Raw genomic sequence first — 16,386 nt, 5'->3', positions numbered from 1 at the left:
ACCAGTGTATTTCCCAATTTTTTTAAGTCAGCCTTTTAATTGTAGAAAAAAAAGAGTTCACTTGACAAGGAACTCTAATAAATTTCATCAGAATTTTTAATGATTTCTCTCAGTAGCTATTTAGCCACGGGCAAAGTTTAATAATTCTTTCGGAGAAGCTAATAAATCGATCGCTACGAAGAAAATTTTATTATCAGGAGTTAGGAGGAAGCGCCATGCCATATTCATACCCACACCCGCACCAAACCAGGGGGTTTGTACTTTTCCCGTCACTTTAATCTGAGTAAAACCGTCATCGGCGGGTTCCACTACACCGCGTTCGGGGATTAATTTCAAATTTTGGCATTCTTCGCGGAAAAAGCGATATACTGCCTCTTTACCGACGATGGGACGTTGGAAAGGTGGTTGCAGAGCGCCGTCAGGGGTGAATAATTCAATTAATACATCAAAGTCGTTAGCGTTGAGGTTGTCCATATAGTTGAGGACGGTGGCATTGGTAACGCCTTCAATGCTAACTTTAGTCCGTTCGGCAACATTTTGGGGAGGAACCACGGGTTCGGAAATACGGTTATAATCGCCCAGTTTCTTGGGATCGTAGCCCATATCCACCACACAATTCCGCAGAACCGTGATTTGTTGTCCCGACTCTAATTTTTTAATCCCGTCTAAAACGGCGCTGGCATTAGCAGATAGTTGATAACCCTTGGGAATTGGGGCAACACTGCCATCTTCCATCCATTGTCCTAATTGGTACCAGAATCCCAGTTTGATGTTAGCAGACCAAGTGCCGTAGGTACGACAAATCGGGGTGTCAGCATGGTTGGCTAAGTCGCACATCACCTGCGACTGTTGCAGGGGAGACATCTGCCGAATTTCATTCATGGTTTTTTCGGCAAACACCATACTAGCAGCGCCGGGGGCGGCAACGGTGATGGTTTTGCCCATTTCTAGATAGGCAAACCAAATCAAGGCTAGTTGATCTTCGGTATTCAGCTGATTGAAACGCGCAATCGTGGCGGGAACCACATCCGCTGATAGCGTGTTGGGGAAAATGCTCCGCGCTGATTCGATCGTAAACGGCATAGATTCACCTTGAAGTAAAGTTTTGTATCAATTTACTGGCATTCTATCATATTTGCGCGCCAAGGCAGCACCCCTGGGGAAACTTTCCCAAAAAAAGCTGTAGTTTAGATCACACTTACCCGGGATTATCACAAAATCTTAATGGTTGAACAACTGTTCTATCACTTATCTAGTTTTGCGCTCAAGGGGTGACAAAGAAGTTCAAAGGTAGGCAGGATAAAGACTCTAGCCAAATGGTACCCAAAGAAATAGAGTGGTTATAACTCTGAAATGTTACCATCATTCTATTAGACCTGTTGACAAGCCAGCTTGACACAAGCACAATATCTTACCCCGCAAATCCTCCTACTGATCTTACTCTCGTCGTAGAACGATACAATTAGAGAGATGAGCCGCCCTATTTCCTCTACCAATTGTCGTTGAAAGCAGCAGGAGAAATTTACAGAGGTTTCTTAAGTTACCGTAATTAAGTGTAAAATTGTTATCGAAAAGACAAAAGTTAGCGAACCTCGTTTTTTAGCTCTTGTTTTATTGATTGCTATCGCCTATTCTTTAAATACCATTAAAAGTCAACAACTTAATACTTTATCCCATCGTATTTATATTTGTCGGTTGAAAGAATCGGCTCTTCTAGGTTCTGTGTGATAAGTTTAACTTATATAGGATCGATCAATCTTTGTGTCCTTTGTGTCTTTGTGGTTCCTTCCACTCGCTCGCTAGGAAGAATGTATCTTAGAATACATTTTGCCCACCAAACCTAAGAGAGCCAAGAATCTAATCGTTCTCCCGAAAGACATAGCGATTTCAAGCTCTTTAACTGTTCTGTCACTCCTTGAGGTTTTGAGGATTGACTGGGGACTATCAGCTATTTTCTCGCAAAACTAAGGTTAAGATCCCAAAAAAAGGCTATTCTTTACCTTATATAGCCAGGCGAAAATTTGATGACTTCCTTGTTGGTTCACACATACCCTTCTCTTGTCAAGGGTATTTTAATTAAACGTTACAAACGCTTTTTTGCCGAGATACAATTGGACAACGGAGAATTAATTACGGCCCATTGCGCTAATACCGGACCGATGACGGATGTATGCGTAGAAGGTCAACTGGTTTATCTTTCTCGCAGTGATAACCCGAAGCGAAAATTAGCTTACACCTGGGAGATGATTCAACTGGGGGAGACTTGGGTGGGAGTTAATACCAATCTTCCTAATCAGGTGGTGAAAAATGCCCTGTTGCAAGGGGTTTTTCCCGATTTGGTCAAAAATGACACCGAGGTGCGATCGGAAGTGGCCTACGGTCAAAATAATGGCAGTAGAATTGATTTTCTTTTGAGCCATGGGGATAATTCTCTCACCTATATCGAGGTCAAAAATACCACTTGGAATCAGGGAGAAACGGCACTTTTTCCCGATACTGTCACCACGCGGGGACAGAAGCATTTACAGGAATTAATGGCTTTATTGCCGGCAGCGGAAGCGATTATGCTCTACTTTATCAATCGGGGTGATTGTGACCGATTTGCTCCGGGGGATAGTAAAGATGCTAAATACGGGCAGTTATTGCGTCAAGCAGTGGCTAAAGGAGTCAAGGTTTTACCCTGTCGCTTCCAAGTGACACCCACGGGAATTAATTATTTAGGTTTAGCACAATTGCAACTGTGAAACCAGTGGTTTAGAGGGACCAGCTTTTGACAAAATCCCCTGAACCGCAACTGACCTTGAAAAGCTTAGAGACACAGTTACCTGTGCCTCTACTGGTGATTTTGTCGATACATATTTGAGGTAATTTGTCAAGGTTTTTGATAACTAAATTCCGTGGCGCATTTTCTCTAATTTCTGTTGCACCTGAGCATCGAGAGAATGGAATAAAAAACGCCCTTTGGGACTTTGAGAAGAACTCTGGGATTTTCTCAGACGACGACCGGTTAAATCCACCTCGATTTCCAGACGTTGAGCGGAAATCCACTGGGCCCCATAACCCATAACGGTCATTTTTTGGGCATTATCAGAGGTAGCGACGATAATGCGTCCGATAGCCGGGGCGCGATTGTACCAAAAATCGGCGCAGGTTTTCTCGATATAGGTGTCGGCGGTTTGAGCGTGAGCGGTAAAATAAACCGATAAATGGTTAGTGTAGCGTTCCTGGCTGCCGGGGGTGTCTTGAAAGTAGGAATCGAAGACGATTTGGGTTTGATAACCCTGATGGTGGGTGTAACCGATTAGGGTTTCAATTAACTTGTCTCGCGCCGGTTCGAGACCATGGCGATCGCTGATTTTTTTCAGGGACGACCAAGCGCCGATGACGTTGTAGCCGTCAACCAGCAGGAGAGAACGATCGGAAGAATTAAGCATGGCTTTGAGAGTAATTTGTGTGGCATTAAGGGCAGTTCTAAAAAACAGCATCCTAATGATATTAACAAAAAATTTAGGATTCTCCCGCCGCACTGGCCAATAATCTCGCTTTTAATTCTAGGGGATTTCCCCGATCCGTTACCTTGCCCCCCTCTAACAAAAATGCTCCATCGCTGTAATCCAATTCATCAAGGCGGTGCGTCACCCAAAGGGCCGTAATCCCCCGGTTTTTGACCAATTTCTGCACTTGAGAGACTAATTCTAACTGAGTATCCCCATCCAAAAGGGCGGTGGGTTCATCAAAGAGCAAAACCTCGCAATGACGAGCTAAAGCCCCCGCAATGGCGATTCTTTGCTTTTGTCCGCCACTGAGAGCATAGATCGGTCGTTTTTCCATTTCTAATAAATTCACCGCCCCTAGGGATTCCCTCACCCGGGCCCGAATTGCTGGCGTGGATAAACCCTCGGATACCAACCCAAAAGCCACATCTGCCCCCACTGTTGGCATAACTAACTGATGGTCGGGATTTTGAAAAACAAAACCGAGGGGGTTAGGTATCTCTATTTCCCCGCGACTAGGTTTTAATAATCCCGCTAAGAGCCGCAGCAGGGTTGATTTACCGCTGCCATTTGTCCCCAACAACATCCAAAATTCCCCTCTGGGAACTTGCAAAGAGCAGCCATTTAATACTGATTTCCCATTCGGCCAGCTAAACCAGAGATCTTTTACTTTTATAGTCATGAATTATCAGTTATCAGTTATCAGTTATCAGTTATCAGTTATCAGTTATCAGTTATCAGTTATCAGTTATCAGTTATCAGTTATCAGTTAAGCTAAGACTTATTTAAACCGCTTATTCTTAATGATCAGCCGAATCTCCTCCAATCCCTTTACTGTTGCCTCTTGCCGTTCGGCTGAGCTCACGGCCGAAGCCTATTGCCTCGTCTCAACAAGCAATTTAAATTATGAACAGCTTATCAGTTATCAGATTTGAGTTTTGAGTTTTCAGTGGAAAGTGTTATGTAGGCGGTTGCCGTTTTCTTGTCACTGATTACTGATTACTGCTCACTGATAACTGATTAAAGAACTATTCTGTGGCTAAAGCGACAAACCCCGGCGCTCTACCAGTGGAGGCAGCCCCGGATTTTTGTGACACAATCACCGCACTGATCTGATCGCTCAAAACCGCCACCTTTTTATCGGTTTGTTTTTCGCAGGTTAATTCTAATAATTCCGGATTCGGCGATCGCATAGCGTTAATAATTGTTTGATACAAAGCGTCTGCTGCTGCTTCTTCCTTGCGCTGCACGGAAATGGGGATGGGGGAGAGTTTCAGGGTAATATCGATCGAATACATAGTTTAGCGTTCCCTTCCAAAAAACAAATCAAAAACCATTGTATAGCAGGGCTTGGGAAGTCAGTGATCAGTGATCAGTGATCAGATGTGAGTTTTCAGTTCACTGATTGCTGTTCACTGTGGGGATAACCCTAGCATCATAACCGATTGACTCTCGGCAGTCGGTGTGCAGAGGCGTTGTTAGCTGGCAATCACTTGCTTGAATGAATGAGCATGGTGCGTTCCCCAAAAATCTATCGGTGCAGCAGTAGGAGTTGCATCAGGGAACGCACCCTACAGCTACAGCACAACGGCGATCGCACTTAGGGTGCGGCGGAATTGCCGTCTGGTGCAGCGCATTGTTGGGAGTCCATAAGTCTTTTGATCAGAGCATTACTCATGAGAATTGCTTTTTTGTGATCATTTTGTGCAATACTAATTACTTCTTCAGCATCTTCATCACTGATCATTTCAAATTGTTTCTGGCTTGGACATAAGCTATCATTCAAATCCCTTGGTTCAAACTTGTCTAATTCATCACCATAACTTCGTTTATTGATTTTTATTATTTCCTGTCCAATATCACTGAGCAAATACACAAATAATTTATTAATAAATTGTTCTCCGAATTTATTTGGATAAAAGGAATGAAAGCAGGTAAAATTTATTGCTGTTGTGAAATTGCGTATTACTTTTAACCTGCCCCTGCTAAAGACTCCGAATAAAATTGGAGCCGGTTTTCTCTTTTCAATTTTGTACCAAGTCTTCCTTGTTTTTGTAAGATACCTCCCATGGTATCCCAATTTTTCGCCTTCTTTTATGTAATTTCGTATTTCGGAGTTGTCGTGGTCTTTTACATCTAAACAATGGACTGGCTTATCCTCATTGTATAGTATATTAAAATCATGCTCAGTAAATATTGCTTTGCGGATTTGAGAGCTTTTTGTAATACACTTACAAATATTATTATCACTCAACTTCCGTTGCTCAATTTTTGATTTTTTTAACGCAAAAAATTCATTTGCGCCAGTAGCAATACCTCTCGTAAACGTACCGTATAGGGACAACTTACAGAAGCCATTTGGAGATACTTGTTCAGTGAACAATGATGAAATAATAGGTGTCCACTTTTGGTTGTATGGTAAATTCGATGGTTCGATTTCCCACTGATAGAATTTACTAATATCAGATATTTTATCTATTTCATCACTTTTTTTGATCTGTAAAATTTTAATGGTTTCTTTTTTTCCGTCATTTTTACAAAGAAGCACACAAACAGTTGTCGTTGCCTCTGGGAAAATTTCTTTTTCATTGTCAAAGATTATTATTTGCTTCAATAAATGATTTTCAAGGAGACTTTTTTTGATTTCTTGTCCGTAGCCAGTATTAAAAAACTCAAAAGGCATAATATATGCCAAGTTACCATTGATTTTAAGTTCTCTTAAAGACTTGACAAGGAATACGGAAGAGATATTAGAGTAACCGATAAGTTTCTTCCCTATTTTTTCTTCAATTTTTGGTAATATATCATGACGCTTAAGAAATTTCTGAAATCGCATATATGGTGGATTACAAATGATACCGTCAAATTTTTCAGTTTCAGCTTCGAGGTAATCACTATTGATAACTCTCAAATAAGGACTGTCACCATTACGATTGAGAAACTCAAATATATTTCTATCAATCTCATATCCAATGAAATGTACTTGATTACCTGAAGGTATTTTTATTGCTTCATCATAAAAAACGCCTAAGCCAAACGCTGGGTCTAATACTGTTTCTGGATTATCTTTTAAAACCCACTGTACCATGAGGCGAGCAACGCACATAGGTGTAAAAAACTGACCGTAATCCTTCCTATGATTAAGTGGAGTTTCAGCTATATATTTTAACTCACGCATTAATAACATCCCTTAGAAATATTTTATTATCAAGGTATCCCTTGCCGCCTGCAAAAGTCACATAAAAAAGCAGACGTACTCGGTCTAATTCTTTCCTAGCTGATTTGTGTTCAGGCATATCAATTTTTCCAATGACTTCTTTTCCAATTTGCCCATTGATCTTGATCGTAGTTTTACCTTGATTTTTTACATCTCTTTCTATTGAAAAATTATTTCCATCATTGTTATCGTTTGAAACCAGTGCCAAAATATCCTTGATTGTAAATTTTCTTAAATTGCTGCCTTATCTGGCATTATACCCGATCTGAATCTACTGCGAGACAATCGCTTGCGTTAAAACAAAATAAGGCGCGTTACATTTTATTAACGCACCCAAAAAGATCGGAGATTGCACTCTTGACTACAGCGATAGCGATCAAAGGCTGCGTTAGATTTGGTTAATGCACCCGACAATATCTGCGATCGCTCTAGAGTAACCACCCCCGCTCTAATCCTTGTTCTACCCCACCTTCCCAATCTTTTGTAAGGTGATTGCGGACAGTTTTATACAGATGCCATACGACATTGGGATCAATAGGTTTCTTGTGGTAACTGCCAGCAAATCGAAATTCCCTGTCTGTGTTTTTCTGTTTCCGAAAAACGTATATTTGATCAACCTCATACTTGTGGAGATTGACGGCACTGGTAAGCTTAAGCCATTCCATGACAACTATGTACAAAGAATTAGGGTTACGAGCTTTCAATTGTTCAGCAGCACGCGATGACCCTTCAAGCATTGTCTTATCCAGATACGTTTTGCATTCAATAGCTACAGCAGCTATATCAAAGTAGTGTATTTCAGAGTTTTCTTGCCAACGCGCAGTATATTCGCCCGGTTCCTCTGCAATTCTCAATTGCCCATCCTTTTCATGGTCGCGATTTGTCTTCAAATCAAGGTTTGCCGATATGGTTACCCCAATTACAAAGTCATGATCTTTGCGCTCAATGCGAGCATGAGCACGTTCCATCATACCTTGATAATTAGGTGGGGTAAAAAATATGTCCTTGAAGGCATGGGATTTGCCGATAAGTGCGTTTTTCCCAAAGTCTGCTACTAAATCCCGGAACAAGTAGTACAAAAATTCTTCCAGAACAGAGGAATGAAGATTAGAGCGAGAGTCAAACTTTTCTGCATAATGTTGTTGATCAAGAAAATCTTTATACTCTTCAAGCAGAACAACACGTTGTTGAACTATTTCTTGATCCTGATCTAGGCACTTCGCAGATGGCCCAATTAACTGGGCATTGGCTAGATGCCAAGCATTGTATTTTTCTCTAATCTCAGCGAGGTATTGACGGCTCTCTGCGTCCAAGTATTTCGTCTGATGTGCTTCTTTTTGAAGCAGATTGGAACCGTGTACTAACATCAAACAACTCCTTGCGTAAATGAATTGCTATCGCTCTAGCTAACAAAGGTGGAACGGCATTGCCTATTTGGTTATATTGGCATAAATGGGCATCTTCCAACCGCCCTTCGCGTTTTAGTAATTTATGGGAAGGAGTTGTTTTCTTGCCCATAAATCTGTACCAATCAGGGAATGATTGAAGGCGTGCTCCTTCTCGTGCCGTAATATTTCTGTGTTGAAAAGGATGTATAAAGTTGGCATAGAAAGAAGCGGCAATGGTATGAGACGGTTTATAAGGATGCAACCTGCGATTGTTCTGGTCATAAGCCTGATGAGACAGATTGCCATTGCCGTTACGTGTGCGTGGCATGTGTTCTGGAGGGACATCTGCGCTTGATTCCCCCCATCCTATATGTTTGAATCTTTCGACCAGACGAGGTGAATGATTCATTGCTACATGATTGAACAGCACATTAGAATTTTCTCTTGCCCATTCCTGATAAGAATTTGTCGGTCTATGCAAATATGCCTGCACCTCGCACCCTTCACTAGCTTGTAGATTTGGCAAGTCAGATATTGCGTCCCACAAAGTTATCGCGGGGACAAGAGAAAATTCTCCCTTTGGGAATGATGATAATTGTTCATTTTGTTCTGGATAACCTGTGATATCTAGATTATGGTTTATTTGGGGTTCCCCGATTTTATCTATACCTAAATTGTTTCCAACAATGAATATTCTTTCCCTAGTTTGAGGCACACCGAAATTGGCGGCATTCAATACCCAAAGTTCTACACTGTAACCAATATTTTCAAATGTGTTTTGGATAATGTCTATCACGCGCTCATGTGCCGCATTGTTTCGTGACAATAACCCTTTTACATTCTCCATTACAAAGGCTGTAGGTTGTAAATATTCAACCCATCGAGCAAAATCAACAAACAAGCTGTTTCGAGGATCCTTTGGATCTTTTTGCGCTGGACCAGCAATACTAAAGCCTTGACAAGGTGGCCCTCCAATGATTAAGTCAGGCGTAATAGAACAAACAGACTTGATTTCATCAGGTGCTTGGAAATCACGAATATCTTTCTCTACAACAACCTGCTGTTTATCATTCTCTCTTAAGGTATCACAAGCCCATTGATCAAATTCCAGCGAGCATAATAAATCATACCCAGCCAACTTAAACCCTAGACCAAACCCACCCGCACCCGCAAAAAGGTCGATCACCTTTAACTGCTTTACATCCATTCTCAATCCCTTTTCATTTTCACCTAAAACACAACCATAATTAGAACGTGTATTCTACCACTTAAGAAGGGATTGTGGGAAGACATGGCTGCGCTAACTATTAATTATACCGCCCCCTGCGATCGAGCAACCCCCTCTATTATAGTATCCCACTGCCATCGGTCTAACACCCCTTAATAGGACTTAATAGCGCACCGTGCGGTTTAATCACCTCAATTTGGGGATAATTACCCCACAGAGGTGTCCAGCATTCCACTCAAGACGTGAAGACGACAATACCAAGCAATTGAGGCGGCATATCTCCCCATCTCCCCAAATCCCCCCGCAACGCGCACGAAGTGGTCTCCTCCCGCAACGCCCAGCAAGTGGTCTCCCCGAAAAATTTTAGATTTTCTTAAGATCGACCTAAAAAACATTAGCCATTTTTTCCAATATAGTGTAAGTTAAGAAAAGTAAAGATTTCTCACAATTCTTCTACACATCTGCTGGCCTGCTCGGATAGATGGAGAAGAGAGCGCGGAATCTTAGCAATAATATACATTTTTCGGAGAAAACCCCCATGACCATTGCTGTCGGACGCGCCCCAGAAAGAGGGCTGTTTGATGCTCTCGATGACTGGCTCAAAAGAGACCGTTTCGTCTTCATCGGTTGGTCTGGTTTACTACTCTTCCCCTGCGCCTTCATGGCCCTAGGTGGATGGTTAACCGGCACCACCTTCGTCACCTCCTGGTACACCCACGGGTTAGCCAGTTCCTACCTGGAAGGCGGCAACTTCCTGACTGTAGCCGTCTCCACCCCCGCCGATGCCTTCGGTCACTCCATCCTCTTTCTCTGGGGACCGGAAGCCCAAGGTAACTTCACCCGTTGGTGTCAAATCGGCGGTTTATGGCCCTTTGTCGCCCTGCACGGTGCTTTCGGCTTGATTGGCTTCATGCTACGTCAGTTTGAAATCGCCCGTTTAGTCGGCATTCGTCCCTACAACGCCCTCGCCTTCTCTGGCCCGATTGCGGTGTTCGTCAGTGTCTTCCTGATGTACCCCCTCGGTCAGTCTAGCTGGTTCTTTGCCCCTAGCTTCGGCGTGGCTGGTATCTTCCGTTTTATTCTCTTCTTCCAAGGCTTCCACAACTGGACCCTGAACCCCTTCCACATGATGGGTGTAGCCGGTATCCTCGGTGGTGCGCTTCTCTGTGCTATTCACGGAGCGACGGTAGAAAATACCCTGTTTGAAGACGGTGAAGGTTCCAACACTTTCCGGGCTTTTGAACCCACCCAAGCGGAAGAAACCTACTCCATGGTCACTGCGAACCGTTTCTGGTCGCAAATCTTCGGCATCGCTTTCTCCAACAAACGTTGGTTACACTTCTTCATGCTCTTTGTCCCCGTGACTGGTTTATGGATGAGTGCTGTGGGTGTAGTGGGATTAGCGCTTAATCTACGGGCCTATGACTTCGTTTCTCAGGAATTGAGAGCGGCGGAAGACCCGGAATTTGAAACCTTCTACACTAAAAATATTCTGCTTAACGAAGGTCTGAGAGCTTGGATGGCTCCCCAAGACCAACCCCACGAAAACTTTATCTTCCCTGAAGAAGTATTACCTCGCGGTAACGCTCTCTAAGGATGGCAAGAAAATTTACCGAATAGGGGGAAGGGTGAAGTTAAATCACCCTTCTTTTTTGTTGATTAACGCACTTCAAGCACTACTACTCATTTTCTGGATACCCCTGTAAGATAAACTAGAGAATTTCTTGGAGATTAAGACAATGTTTCGCCAAATTTTATTATCTAGTCTCGGTTTGTTGCTAATTTATCCCCTAGGGAGCGAGCCAGCAGCGGCCAGAACCATGAGAATTAATTGTGAAAGTCAAAGCGGTCGCACTACTCGCTGTCCCGTCAATGCTCGATGGGCCCAGGTGAGATTAACCCGCACTCGCTCCGCTGCTCCCTGTGAGGGTAATTGGGATTTCCAAAACGGCAATATTGTGGTCATAAATGGTTGTCGGGGCGAGTTTGAGGTACGCATGGACGACCATCACGGTAATGTTGGTGGCGGTTGGGAAGGTAATGTTTATGAAGAATTTCGCCTCCCCAATATCGGTCGTTTTGTCGTCGATCGCCGCAGTTATTATGATAGTGGCAGAATTAGAGAATTTGACGCGATTGTCAATGGCAGTCGCGAGCGTTGGTGGGCCAATTGTCGTGGCGGCGAACTCGGCAGCGGTAGTCGTCGCATCCGCTCATCCCGGGAAATCGATCGAGTAGTGGACTTTGTTTGTGAGGATCGGGGTTAGTCGATTTTACAGAGACGATAGCCGACACCGTGGACGGTTTCGATAAAATTTTCGGACGCTCCTGCCGCTTTTAGCTTTTGTCGTAGTGCGCGCAGGTGAACCTTGACCGTATCTTCCTCCACGGATTCCCCCATCGGCCAAACGTGCTGGATAATGGTGCGGCGACTGATTAAGCGATAACCGTGGCGCAGCAGCAGTTCTAAAATACAGTATTCTTTGGGGGTGAGATGGATGGCAACGCCGGCATAACCCGGGATCTAGGCGTAAATGACCCCATTCTAAAATCGGCGGCAGCGAGGCCACATTGCGACGGAGTAAAGCCCGCACCCTGGCGAATAATTCCCCTAAATCCACCGGTTTAACGATATAGTCGTCGGCTCCTGCATCTAAACCAGAAATTTTATCGCTAACTGTATACCGGGCCGTCACCATTAGGATCGGCATCTGATCACCACGCGATCGCAATTGTTGACAAAAACTAATGCCATCTAATTGCGGCAACATGACATCTAATAGTAACAGGTCGTAATCGCTGGCCCTGATGTATTCTAACGTCAGTTCGGGATAAGGGAATTTTGCCATAGCTTCCACGAAAGAATAGGAGTTTCAGGCTACGGTAGCATCAGGGTTTTAGCTTATCCCGAACTCAGGTTACTTATTAAAAACTTTTTTTGGTGTGTCAGTAAATTTTAAAAGCTCCTACACCTATTTGAAGGTTTACTTTGTCGATACTCTCCCACTGAAAATCAAAGAATTTTTGCTAAAAATTGCTGAGTTCGATCGGATTGAGGATTATTAAAAAATTCTGCTGGGGGGGCAATTTCCAAAATTAAACCCTGATCCATAAATACCACTCGATCGGCCACTTCTCGCGCGAATCCTACCTCGTGGGTGACACAAACCATGGTCATCCCCGATTTGGCTAAACTTTGCATCGTTTCCAAGACTTCTCGCACCATTTCTGGGTCTAAAGCTGAGGTGGGTTCATCGAATAACATCACCTTCGGCTGCATGGCCAAAGCGCGAACGATTGCCACCCGCTGCTGTTGTCCTCCCGATAACTGAGGGGGATATTTAAGCGCTTGTTCGAGAATACCAACTTTTTCGAGGAGTTTTCTCGCTATTTCCTCCGCTTGCGCTTTTTTCCAACCGCGCACCCACATCGGACCGAGGGTGACATTATCTAATACCGTCAGATGGGGAAAGAGGTTAAATTGTTGAAAAACCATGCCGACTTCCTGACGGATTGCCTCGATATTTTTCAGGTTGTGGGAGACAGTTATTCCGTCAATAATAATGCGGCCTTTTTGATAGGATTCCAACCCGTTAAAAGTGCGGATAAAGGTGGATTTTCCTGAACCAGACGGCCCCATAATCACCACAACTTCCTGTTTATTAACGGTGAGATTGACTCCCCGCAAAGCATGAAAGCGGTTATCGTACCATTTTTCCACAGCTTCGGCAATTATAATCGGTTCACTGTTGTGAGATTCCATATTTTTGAGAGTTTATTGATTGTCTGTATCGGGAAACCACTGTTTCTCAAGAATTTGTGTCAGAGAATAGGGGCAAATTATCGGTAAATTTTTTAATCCTGTCTTTTTTTCGGCAATTAAGCGGGCGTTTTCATAGATATTGTCTAACTCTAGTTCTATAAATTTGCTTAAATCGCTTGTGAGCTTATCTTCTAATTGTACTCGAAAAGTGATAATCTCTGCCGCCCAATGATTACTATTTCTTTCTCTTTCTGTTGTCCAAAATTGATAGAGTAACAGCTGGATTATTATCGATAAACTTAAACTTTTAACAGTAGTTTTTTCCCTTCGTCCCCAAGCTGCCAACTCCTCGATTAAATGTTCGTAATCTACCCGATCGAACTGACGATTTTTTAATAACTCGATCGTCTCACTTAACCAGCGATCATACTCCCGTTCATAAAGCTGTTCTAAAGCAAGCATTGTCTTTGATCAAATGGGGACATTATTAAACATAACCCGTTCCTACTAATGATAGCATAAAATATCCGAATGGCGCTGGATTAGTGTAAATATTCTTGAATTAATGATGATGACTGTCAAAAATGCTTGACCATGAGGTAAAAAAAAGGTTAAATTATGGTTAGGCTGAGAAGATAAATCACACATCCTAGATAATGAGGCTATCATGGAAATCGATAAACTCAAAGAAATTGCTCAAAAAGTTGAAACCTCTCGTTCTCAAATCCAAAACGAACAGGCAACCAAAACAGCTTTTATTATGCCTTTTTTGCAAGCATGGGGTTACGATGTATTCAATCCGATGGAAGTTCACCCCGAATATAGTGCCGATTTAACTGGATTAAAAGGGGAAAAAGTAGATTATGCTATTTGTTTGGACAATCAACCGATTATTTTGATGGAATGTAAAAGCTGTCATCAAAATCTTGAGCATCCTAAACATAGTTCCCAACTGCATCGATATTTTAATGCAACTGGAGCTAACTTTGGAGTTTTAACTAATGGGATTATCTATCGTTTTTATACGGATACTGTCAAGGATAATATCATGGACGATAAGCCATTTTTTGAGTTTAACATCCTCGACTTTGACGAATCTTCTGTTAACGAATTAAAACGATTTTCTAAATCTAGCACTAGCACATCTGACTTCAATTCTGGCAAAATAAAAGAGGCTGCTCGCAATTTATTGTACACCAAAGAAGTTAAAAAAGTGATTGCCCAGCAATTAAATGATCCTTCCCCCGACTTTGTTAAGTTTTTTGTTAGTCATGTGTATTCTGGAGTGAGAACTGCATCGGTTGTCGAAAAATTCACAGAAATTATTAAGCGTTCTCTCAAAGAGTATATCAATGATATCATCAAAGAAAAATTTGAGGAAGTTTTTAGAAAAGAACCCGAACCAAATCCTGCTGATGCAGCAGCAGATACTCCACCAGAAGAAACAGGGGGAGATGGAATTAATACGACCCTCGAAGAATTGGAAGGATTTTACATTATTAAATCAATTCTACGCGAAGAAATCAATACCGCACGCATTCAATTCAAAGACACTAGAAGTTATTTTGGTATCAACTTAGATGGAAAAGTAACCAAAACAGTCTGTCGTCTGCGCTTCAATGAAAGAACTGGCAAGAAATCAATCAGTATTCCCGATAACGTCGAAACTGGTAAAGAAGCAACCACGAATATAAACAGTCTTGATGAAATTTATGGAGTCGCTGAATTTCTGAAATCTCGTATCCGCTATCTGACTAAAGATACTTAGAGAAGCAGGTCAGAAAAAACATAAAGTATCTAAAATAATTAGTCCCTATCTCTTTAATGTCAGATCGGGGTTTTTAATGATATAATTTTTAGTAATCGCTGATTATAGTTGTAAAATTTTATCTAGGGATAGGAAGTTACGGTTAAGTAAGTGGTCAGGCAAAGGAGACAGGAAACAGGAGAGAGGAAAAAGCTGATAAGTAGAAGTTCATTAAAACTTCAACAGATTTGAGGAGATAACTTAGTTTTTTGTCACCCTTTTCAGCTAAGTCGCTGGTTATAATTAAATTGAAGATATATCCCCCCTGGCGTTGTCAAATTGAAAGATGCTCCGAACCAGCCCGGAACTGAAATTACTTTGATAGGAAAGATTGCATGGCATCTTTCCTATAGTGTTTAATGAACGAATAGTGCCTTTTATGGCGGGCTTAAGTGGGGAACAAGACTTGCCCTGAGCCAGGCCGAAGGGGTCGCTCGATTTAGCAGTGGAATATAGCTAGGTAATAGGTGTAGGGCTAATTCATGAATTAGCCCTACAATTTCATAAGGGGGGAACTGATCGTTTTTAACACCTACCTACTTAACTTAATTGTGTCAAAGCTTAGAAAAAAAGCGAACTTCTCTAGGGAGAAATTCGCCTTAATTTCCAGAAACTCTGAATTTATTAATTAGGCACGAGCTTCGAGACGACCGTAGAAAATGCCGCGAATTTTCACTTCTTCAGCATCTTTTGCGCCTAAATCTGTATCAGAAGGCTGTTCACTTTCAAAAACACCAGCAAATTCGCCAGTAGAAGCGTCAACTTTAGTTACCTGTAAAGACATAGTACCTTTACCCAGTTCCGTCGCTTTGACGTTAGCACGCTGGAAATCTTGACTATCAGCACTAGCGGGTAAAGCGACAGCATTATCATAACCCGTCACCACACCCCGACCTTTGGGATCCAAGAAACCAGCGCCACGATAGGAGGGAACTTTAAAGTCGCCTACAAAATCGGTGGAACTGTTAATCGAGCTAAATCCGGCTTCGGTTTTGCCGGTGAAACCTTTAATGGTAAAGAACAAGGGAACTCTTTCACCTCCGGGTAATTGTACGGTAATGGGTTGGAAATCGATACCGTCTTCTTCCTTGAGGGTTAAAACACCGTCTTCACCTACGGTTAAACTCGCTGTCATCTGTTCTAAACTGGTGGTATCTCTGGTTAGGAGTTTACCCGGTATAAAGGTGGCTGCTTCCCGCTTATTAACGGGTTCACCCTTGACAAAATATTCTTGGGGTTCCAAGCATAAATCTGTCACCACATAACTTTCGCCGGGTTCTAAGGGGAGAGTACCCCGGGTGAACTCGGAAATCTGGGGACATTTGTTAGCTAATCCCGTGTTTAAAATTTCATCATAGGTTAGCTCGTTTCTATTCAGGACGGCACTAGGCGCGTCACTACAAGCTGTCAACACCCCTAAGCACAAGGCTAAAAAGGCAACTAACAAGGCACGAAATCTCATCTATGTCAACCTCTCTTTGTCAATCTT

Annotated in this window: 16 protein-coding genes and 1 pseudogene; 4 read left to right on the top strand and 13 right to left on the bottom strand. The window is 42.5% G+C overall.

The features are described from left to right. Positions 1–120: 120 nt before the first annotated feature. Positions 121–1,083: an orange carotenoid-binding protein gene (locus myaer_RS13770; RefSeq protein WP_046662511.1), complete on the bottom strand. Its 963-nt coding sequence runs from the start codon at positions 1,081–1,083 to the stop codon at positions 121–123. A 941-nt stretch (positions 1,084–2,024) separates the two neighbouring features. On the opposite strand from myaer_RS13770, the gene sfsA reads away from it, so the two are divergent. Next, positions 2,025–2,744, top strand: coding sequence for a DNA/RNA nuclease SfsA (gene sfsA / locus myaer_RS13760; protein WP_046662510.1), 720 nt, complete (start codon positions 2,025–2,027; stop codon positions 2,742–2,744). A 144-nt stretch (positions 2,745–2,888) separates the two neighbouring features. Here sfsA and myaer_RS13755 read toward each other — a convergent pair whose 3' ends face one another. The 7 genes from myaer_RS13755 to myaer_RS22065 all read right to left on the bottom strand — a co-directional run bounded on the left by myaer_RS13755 (position 2,889) and on the right by myaer_RS22065 (position 9,306). Next, complete coding sequence (locus myaer_RS13755) at positions 2,889–3,434, bottom strand: NYN domain-containing protein (RefSeq protein WP_174236790.1); 546 nt, start codon at positions 3,432–3,434, stop codon at positions 2,889–2,891. Positions 3,435–3,507: 73 nt separating this feature from the next. Beyond that, positions 3,508–4,176: an energy-coupling factor ABC transporter ATP-binding protein gene (locus myaer_RS13750; protein ID WP_046662508.1), complete on the bottom strand. Its 669-nt coding sequence runs from the start codon at positions 4,174–4,176 to the stop codon at positions 3,508–3,510. A gap of 346 nt (positions 4,177–4,522) precedes the next feature. Beyond that, complete coding sequence (locus tag myaer_RS13745; protein WP_002756830.1) at positions 4,523–4,792, bottom strand: hypothetical protein; 270 nt, start codon at positions 4,790–4,792, stop codon at positions 4,523–4,525. 302 nt (positions 4,793–5,094) lie between these two features. After that, positions 5,095–6,672 (bottom strand): HsdM family class I SAM-dependent methyltransferase, encoded by a 1,578-nt coding sequence (locus myaer_RS13740; protein ID WP_046662507.1) that lies wholly within the window; start codon positions 6,670–6,672, stop codon positions 5,095–5,097. Beyond that, positions 6,665–6,919: an AccI family restriction endonuclease gene (locus tag myaer_RS13735; protein ID WP_046662506.1), complete on the bottom strand. Its 255-nt coding sequence runs from the start codon at positions 6,917–6,919 to the stop codon at positions 6,665–6,667. The genes myaer_RS13740 and myaer_RS13735 overlap by 8 nt, the downstream gene beginning before the upstream one ends. 220 nt (positions 6,920–7,139) lie before the next feature. Continuing rightward, the gene (locus myaer_RS13730; protein ID WP_046662505.1) at positions 7,140–8,078 is read right to left on the bottom strand and encodes a Bpu10I family restriction endonuclease; all 939 of its coding nucleotides are present in this window, start codon (positions 8,076–8,078) and stop codon (positions 7,140–7,142) included. Beyond that, positions 7,993–9,306: a DNA cytosine methyltransferase gene (locus myaer_RS22065; protein ID WP_066029916.1), complete on the bottom strand. Its 1,314-nt coding sequence runs from the start codon at positions 9,304–9,306 to the stop codon at positions 7,993–7,995. Before myaer_RS22065 ends, myaer_RS13730 begins: the two co-directional genes overlap by 86 nt. A 559-nt stretch (positions 9,307–9,865) precedes the next feature. Between myaer_RS22065 and psbD the strand changes: the two genes are divergently transcribed. Together psbD and myaer_RS13715 are read left to right on the top strand one after the other, a co-directional pair. Beyond that, the gene (gene psbD / locus myaer_RS13720) at positions 9,866–10,921 is read left to right on the top strand and encodes a photosystem II D2 protein (photosystem q(a) protein) (RefSeq protein ID WP_002737445.1); all 1,056 of its coding nucleotides are present in this window, start codon (positions 9,866–9,868) and stop codon (positions 10,919–10,921) included. A 145-nt stretch (positions 10,922–11,066) separates the two neighbouring features. Then, a complete protein-coding gene (locus myaer_RS13715) occupies positions 11,067–11,594 on the top strand; it encodes a DUF3011 domain-containing protein (protein ID WP_046662504.1) in 528 nt (175 codons plus the stop codon). Here myaer_RS13715 and myaer_RS22060 read toward each other — a convergent pair. The 4 genes and pseudogenes from myaer_RS22060 to myaer_RS13700 all read right to left on the bottom strand — a co-directional run bounded on the left by myaer_RS22060 (position 11,591) and on the right by myaer_RS13700 (position 13,552). After that, complete coding sequence (locus myaer_RS22060; RefSeq protein ID WP_235614860.1) at positions 11,591–11,785, bottom strand: winged helix-turn-helix domain-containing protein; 195 nt, start codon at positions 11,783–11,785, stop codon at positions 11,591–11,593. The two genes, myaer_RS13715 and myaer_RS22060, sit on opposite strands and share 4 nt — an antisense overlap. 190 nt (positions 11,786–11,975) lie before the next feature. Further along, positions 11,976–12,098, bottom strand: a pseudogene (locus myaer_RS22510) (response regulator); the annotation flags it as partial. Positions 12,099–12,340: 242 nt separating this feature from the next. Further along, positions 12,341–13,090 carry an amino acid ABC transporter ATP-binding protein gene (locus myaer_RS13705; protein WP_046662503.1) on the bottom strand — a complete coding sequence of 250 codons (750 nt, stop codon included), beginning with the start codon at positions 13,088–13,090 and terminating at the stop codon, positions 12,341–12,343. Between the two features lie 12 nt (positions 13,091–13,102). Continuing rightward, a complete protein-coding gene (locus myaer_RS13700; protein WP_046662502.1) occupies positions 13,103–13,552 on the bottom strand; it encodes a DUF29 domain-containing protein in 450 nt (149 codons plus the stop codon). Positions 13,553–13,757: 205 nt separating this feature from the next. Between myaer_RS13700 and myaer_RS13695 the strand changes: the two genes are divergently transcribed. After that, positions 13,758–14,858, top strand: a complete 1,101-nt coding sequence (locus myaer_RS13695) for a type I restriction endonuclease (protein ID WP_046662501.1) — start codon at positions 13,758–13,760, stop codon at positions 14,856–14,858. A gap of 667 nt (positions 14,859–15,525) precedes the next feature. Here myaer_RS13695 and myaer_RS13690 read toward each other — a convergent pair. After that, positions 15,526–16,359 (bottom strand): photosystem II manganese-stabilizing polypeptide, encoded by an 834-nt coding sequence (locus myaer_RS13690; RefSeq protein ID WP_046662500.1) that lies wholly within the window; start codon positions 16,357–16,359, stop codon positions 15,526–15,528. Positions 16,360–16,386 lie beyond the last annotated feature (27 nt).

The organism is Microcystis aeruginosa NIES-2549 (assembly GCF_000981785.2).
Lineage (GTDB): Bacteria > Cyanobacteriota > Cyanobacteriia > Cyanobacteriales > Microcystaceae > Microcystis > Microcystis aeruginosa_C.
Note: the sequence above shows the minus strand (reverse complement) of the source record. Positions and strands in the feature narration are given on the sequence as shown.

Excerpts from the sequence above, each read along its gene's own strand:
- myaer_RS13755 (WP_174236790.1), bottom strand. The coding sequence starts at position 3,434 with ATGCTTAATTCTTCCGATCGTTCTCTCCTGCTGGTTGACGGCTACAAC.
- psbD (WP_002737445.1), top strand. The coding sequence starts at position 9,866 with ATGACCATTGCTGTCGGACGCGCCCCAGAAAGAGGGCTGTTTGATGCT.
- myaer_RS13700 (WP_046662502.1), bottom strand. The coding sequence starts at position 13,552 with ATGCTTGCTTTAGAACAGCTTTATGAACGGGAGTATGATCGCTGGTTA.
- myaer_RS22065 (WP_066029916.1), bottom strand. The coding sequence starts at position 9,306 with ATGGATGTAAAGCAGTTAAAGGTGATCGACCTTTTTGCGGGTGCGGGT.
- myaer_RS13770 (WP_046662511.1), bottom strand. The coding sequence starts at position 1,083 with ATGCCGTTTACGATCGAATCAGCGCGGAGCATTTTCCCCAACACGCTA.
- myaer_RS13695 (WP_046662501.1), top strand. The coding sequence starts at position 13,758 with ATGGAAATCGATAAACTCAAAGAAATTGCTCAAAAAGTTGAAACCTCT.
- myaer_RS13740 (WP_046662507.1), bottom strand. The coding sequence starts at position 6,672 with ATGCGTGAGTTAAAATATATAGCTGAAACTCCACTTAATCATAGGAAG.
- sfsA (WP_046662510.1), top strand. The coding sequence starts at position 2,025 with ATGACTTCCTTGTTGGTTCACACATACCCTTCTCTTGTCAAGGGTATT.
- myaer_RS13730 (WP_046662505.1), bottom strand. The coding sequence starts at position 8,078 with ATGTTAGTACACGGTTCCAATCTGCTTCAAAAAGAAGCACATCAGACG.
- myaer_RS13715 (WP_046662504.1), top strand. The coding sequence starts at position 11,067 with ATGTTTCGCCAAATTTTATTATCTAGTCTCGGTTTGTTGCTAATTTAT.
- myaer_RS13745 (WP_002756830.1), bottom strand. The coding sequence starts at position 4,792 with ATGTATTCGATCGATATTACCCTGAAACTCTCCCCCATCCCCATTTCC.
- myaer_RS13690 (WP_046662500.1), bottom strand. The coding sequence starts at position 16,359 with ATGAGATTTCGTGCCTTGTTAGTTGCCTTTTTAGCCTTGTGCTTAGGG.
- myaer_RS13705 (WP_046662503.1), bottom strand. The coding sequence starts at position 13,090 with ATGGAATCTCACAACAGTGAACCGATTATAATTGCCGAAGCTGTGGAA.
- myaer_RS13750 (WP_046662508.1), bottom strand. The coding sequence starts at position 4,176 with ATGACTATAAAAGTAAAAGATCTCTGGTTTAGCTGGCCGAATGGGAAA.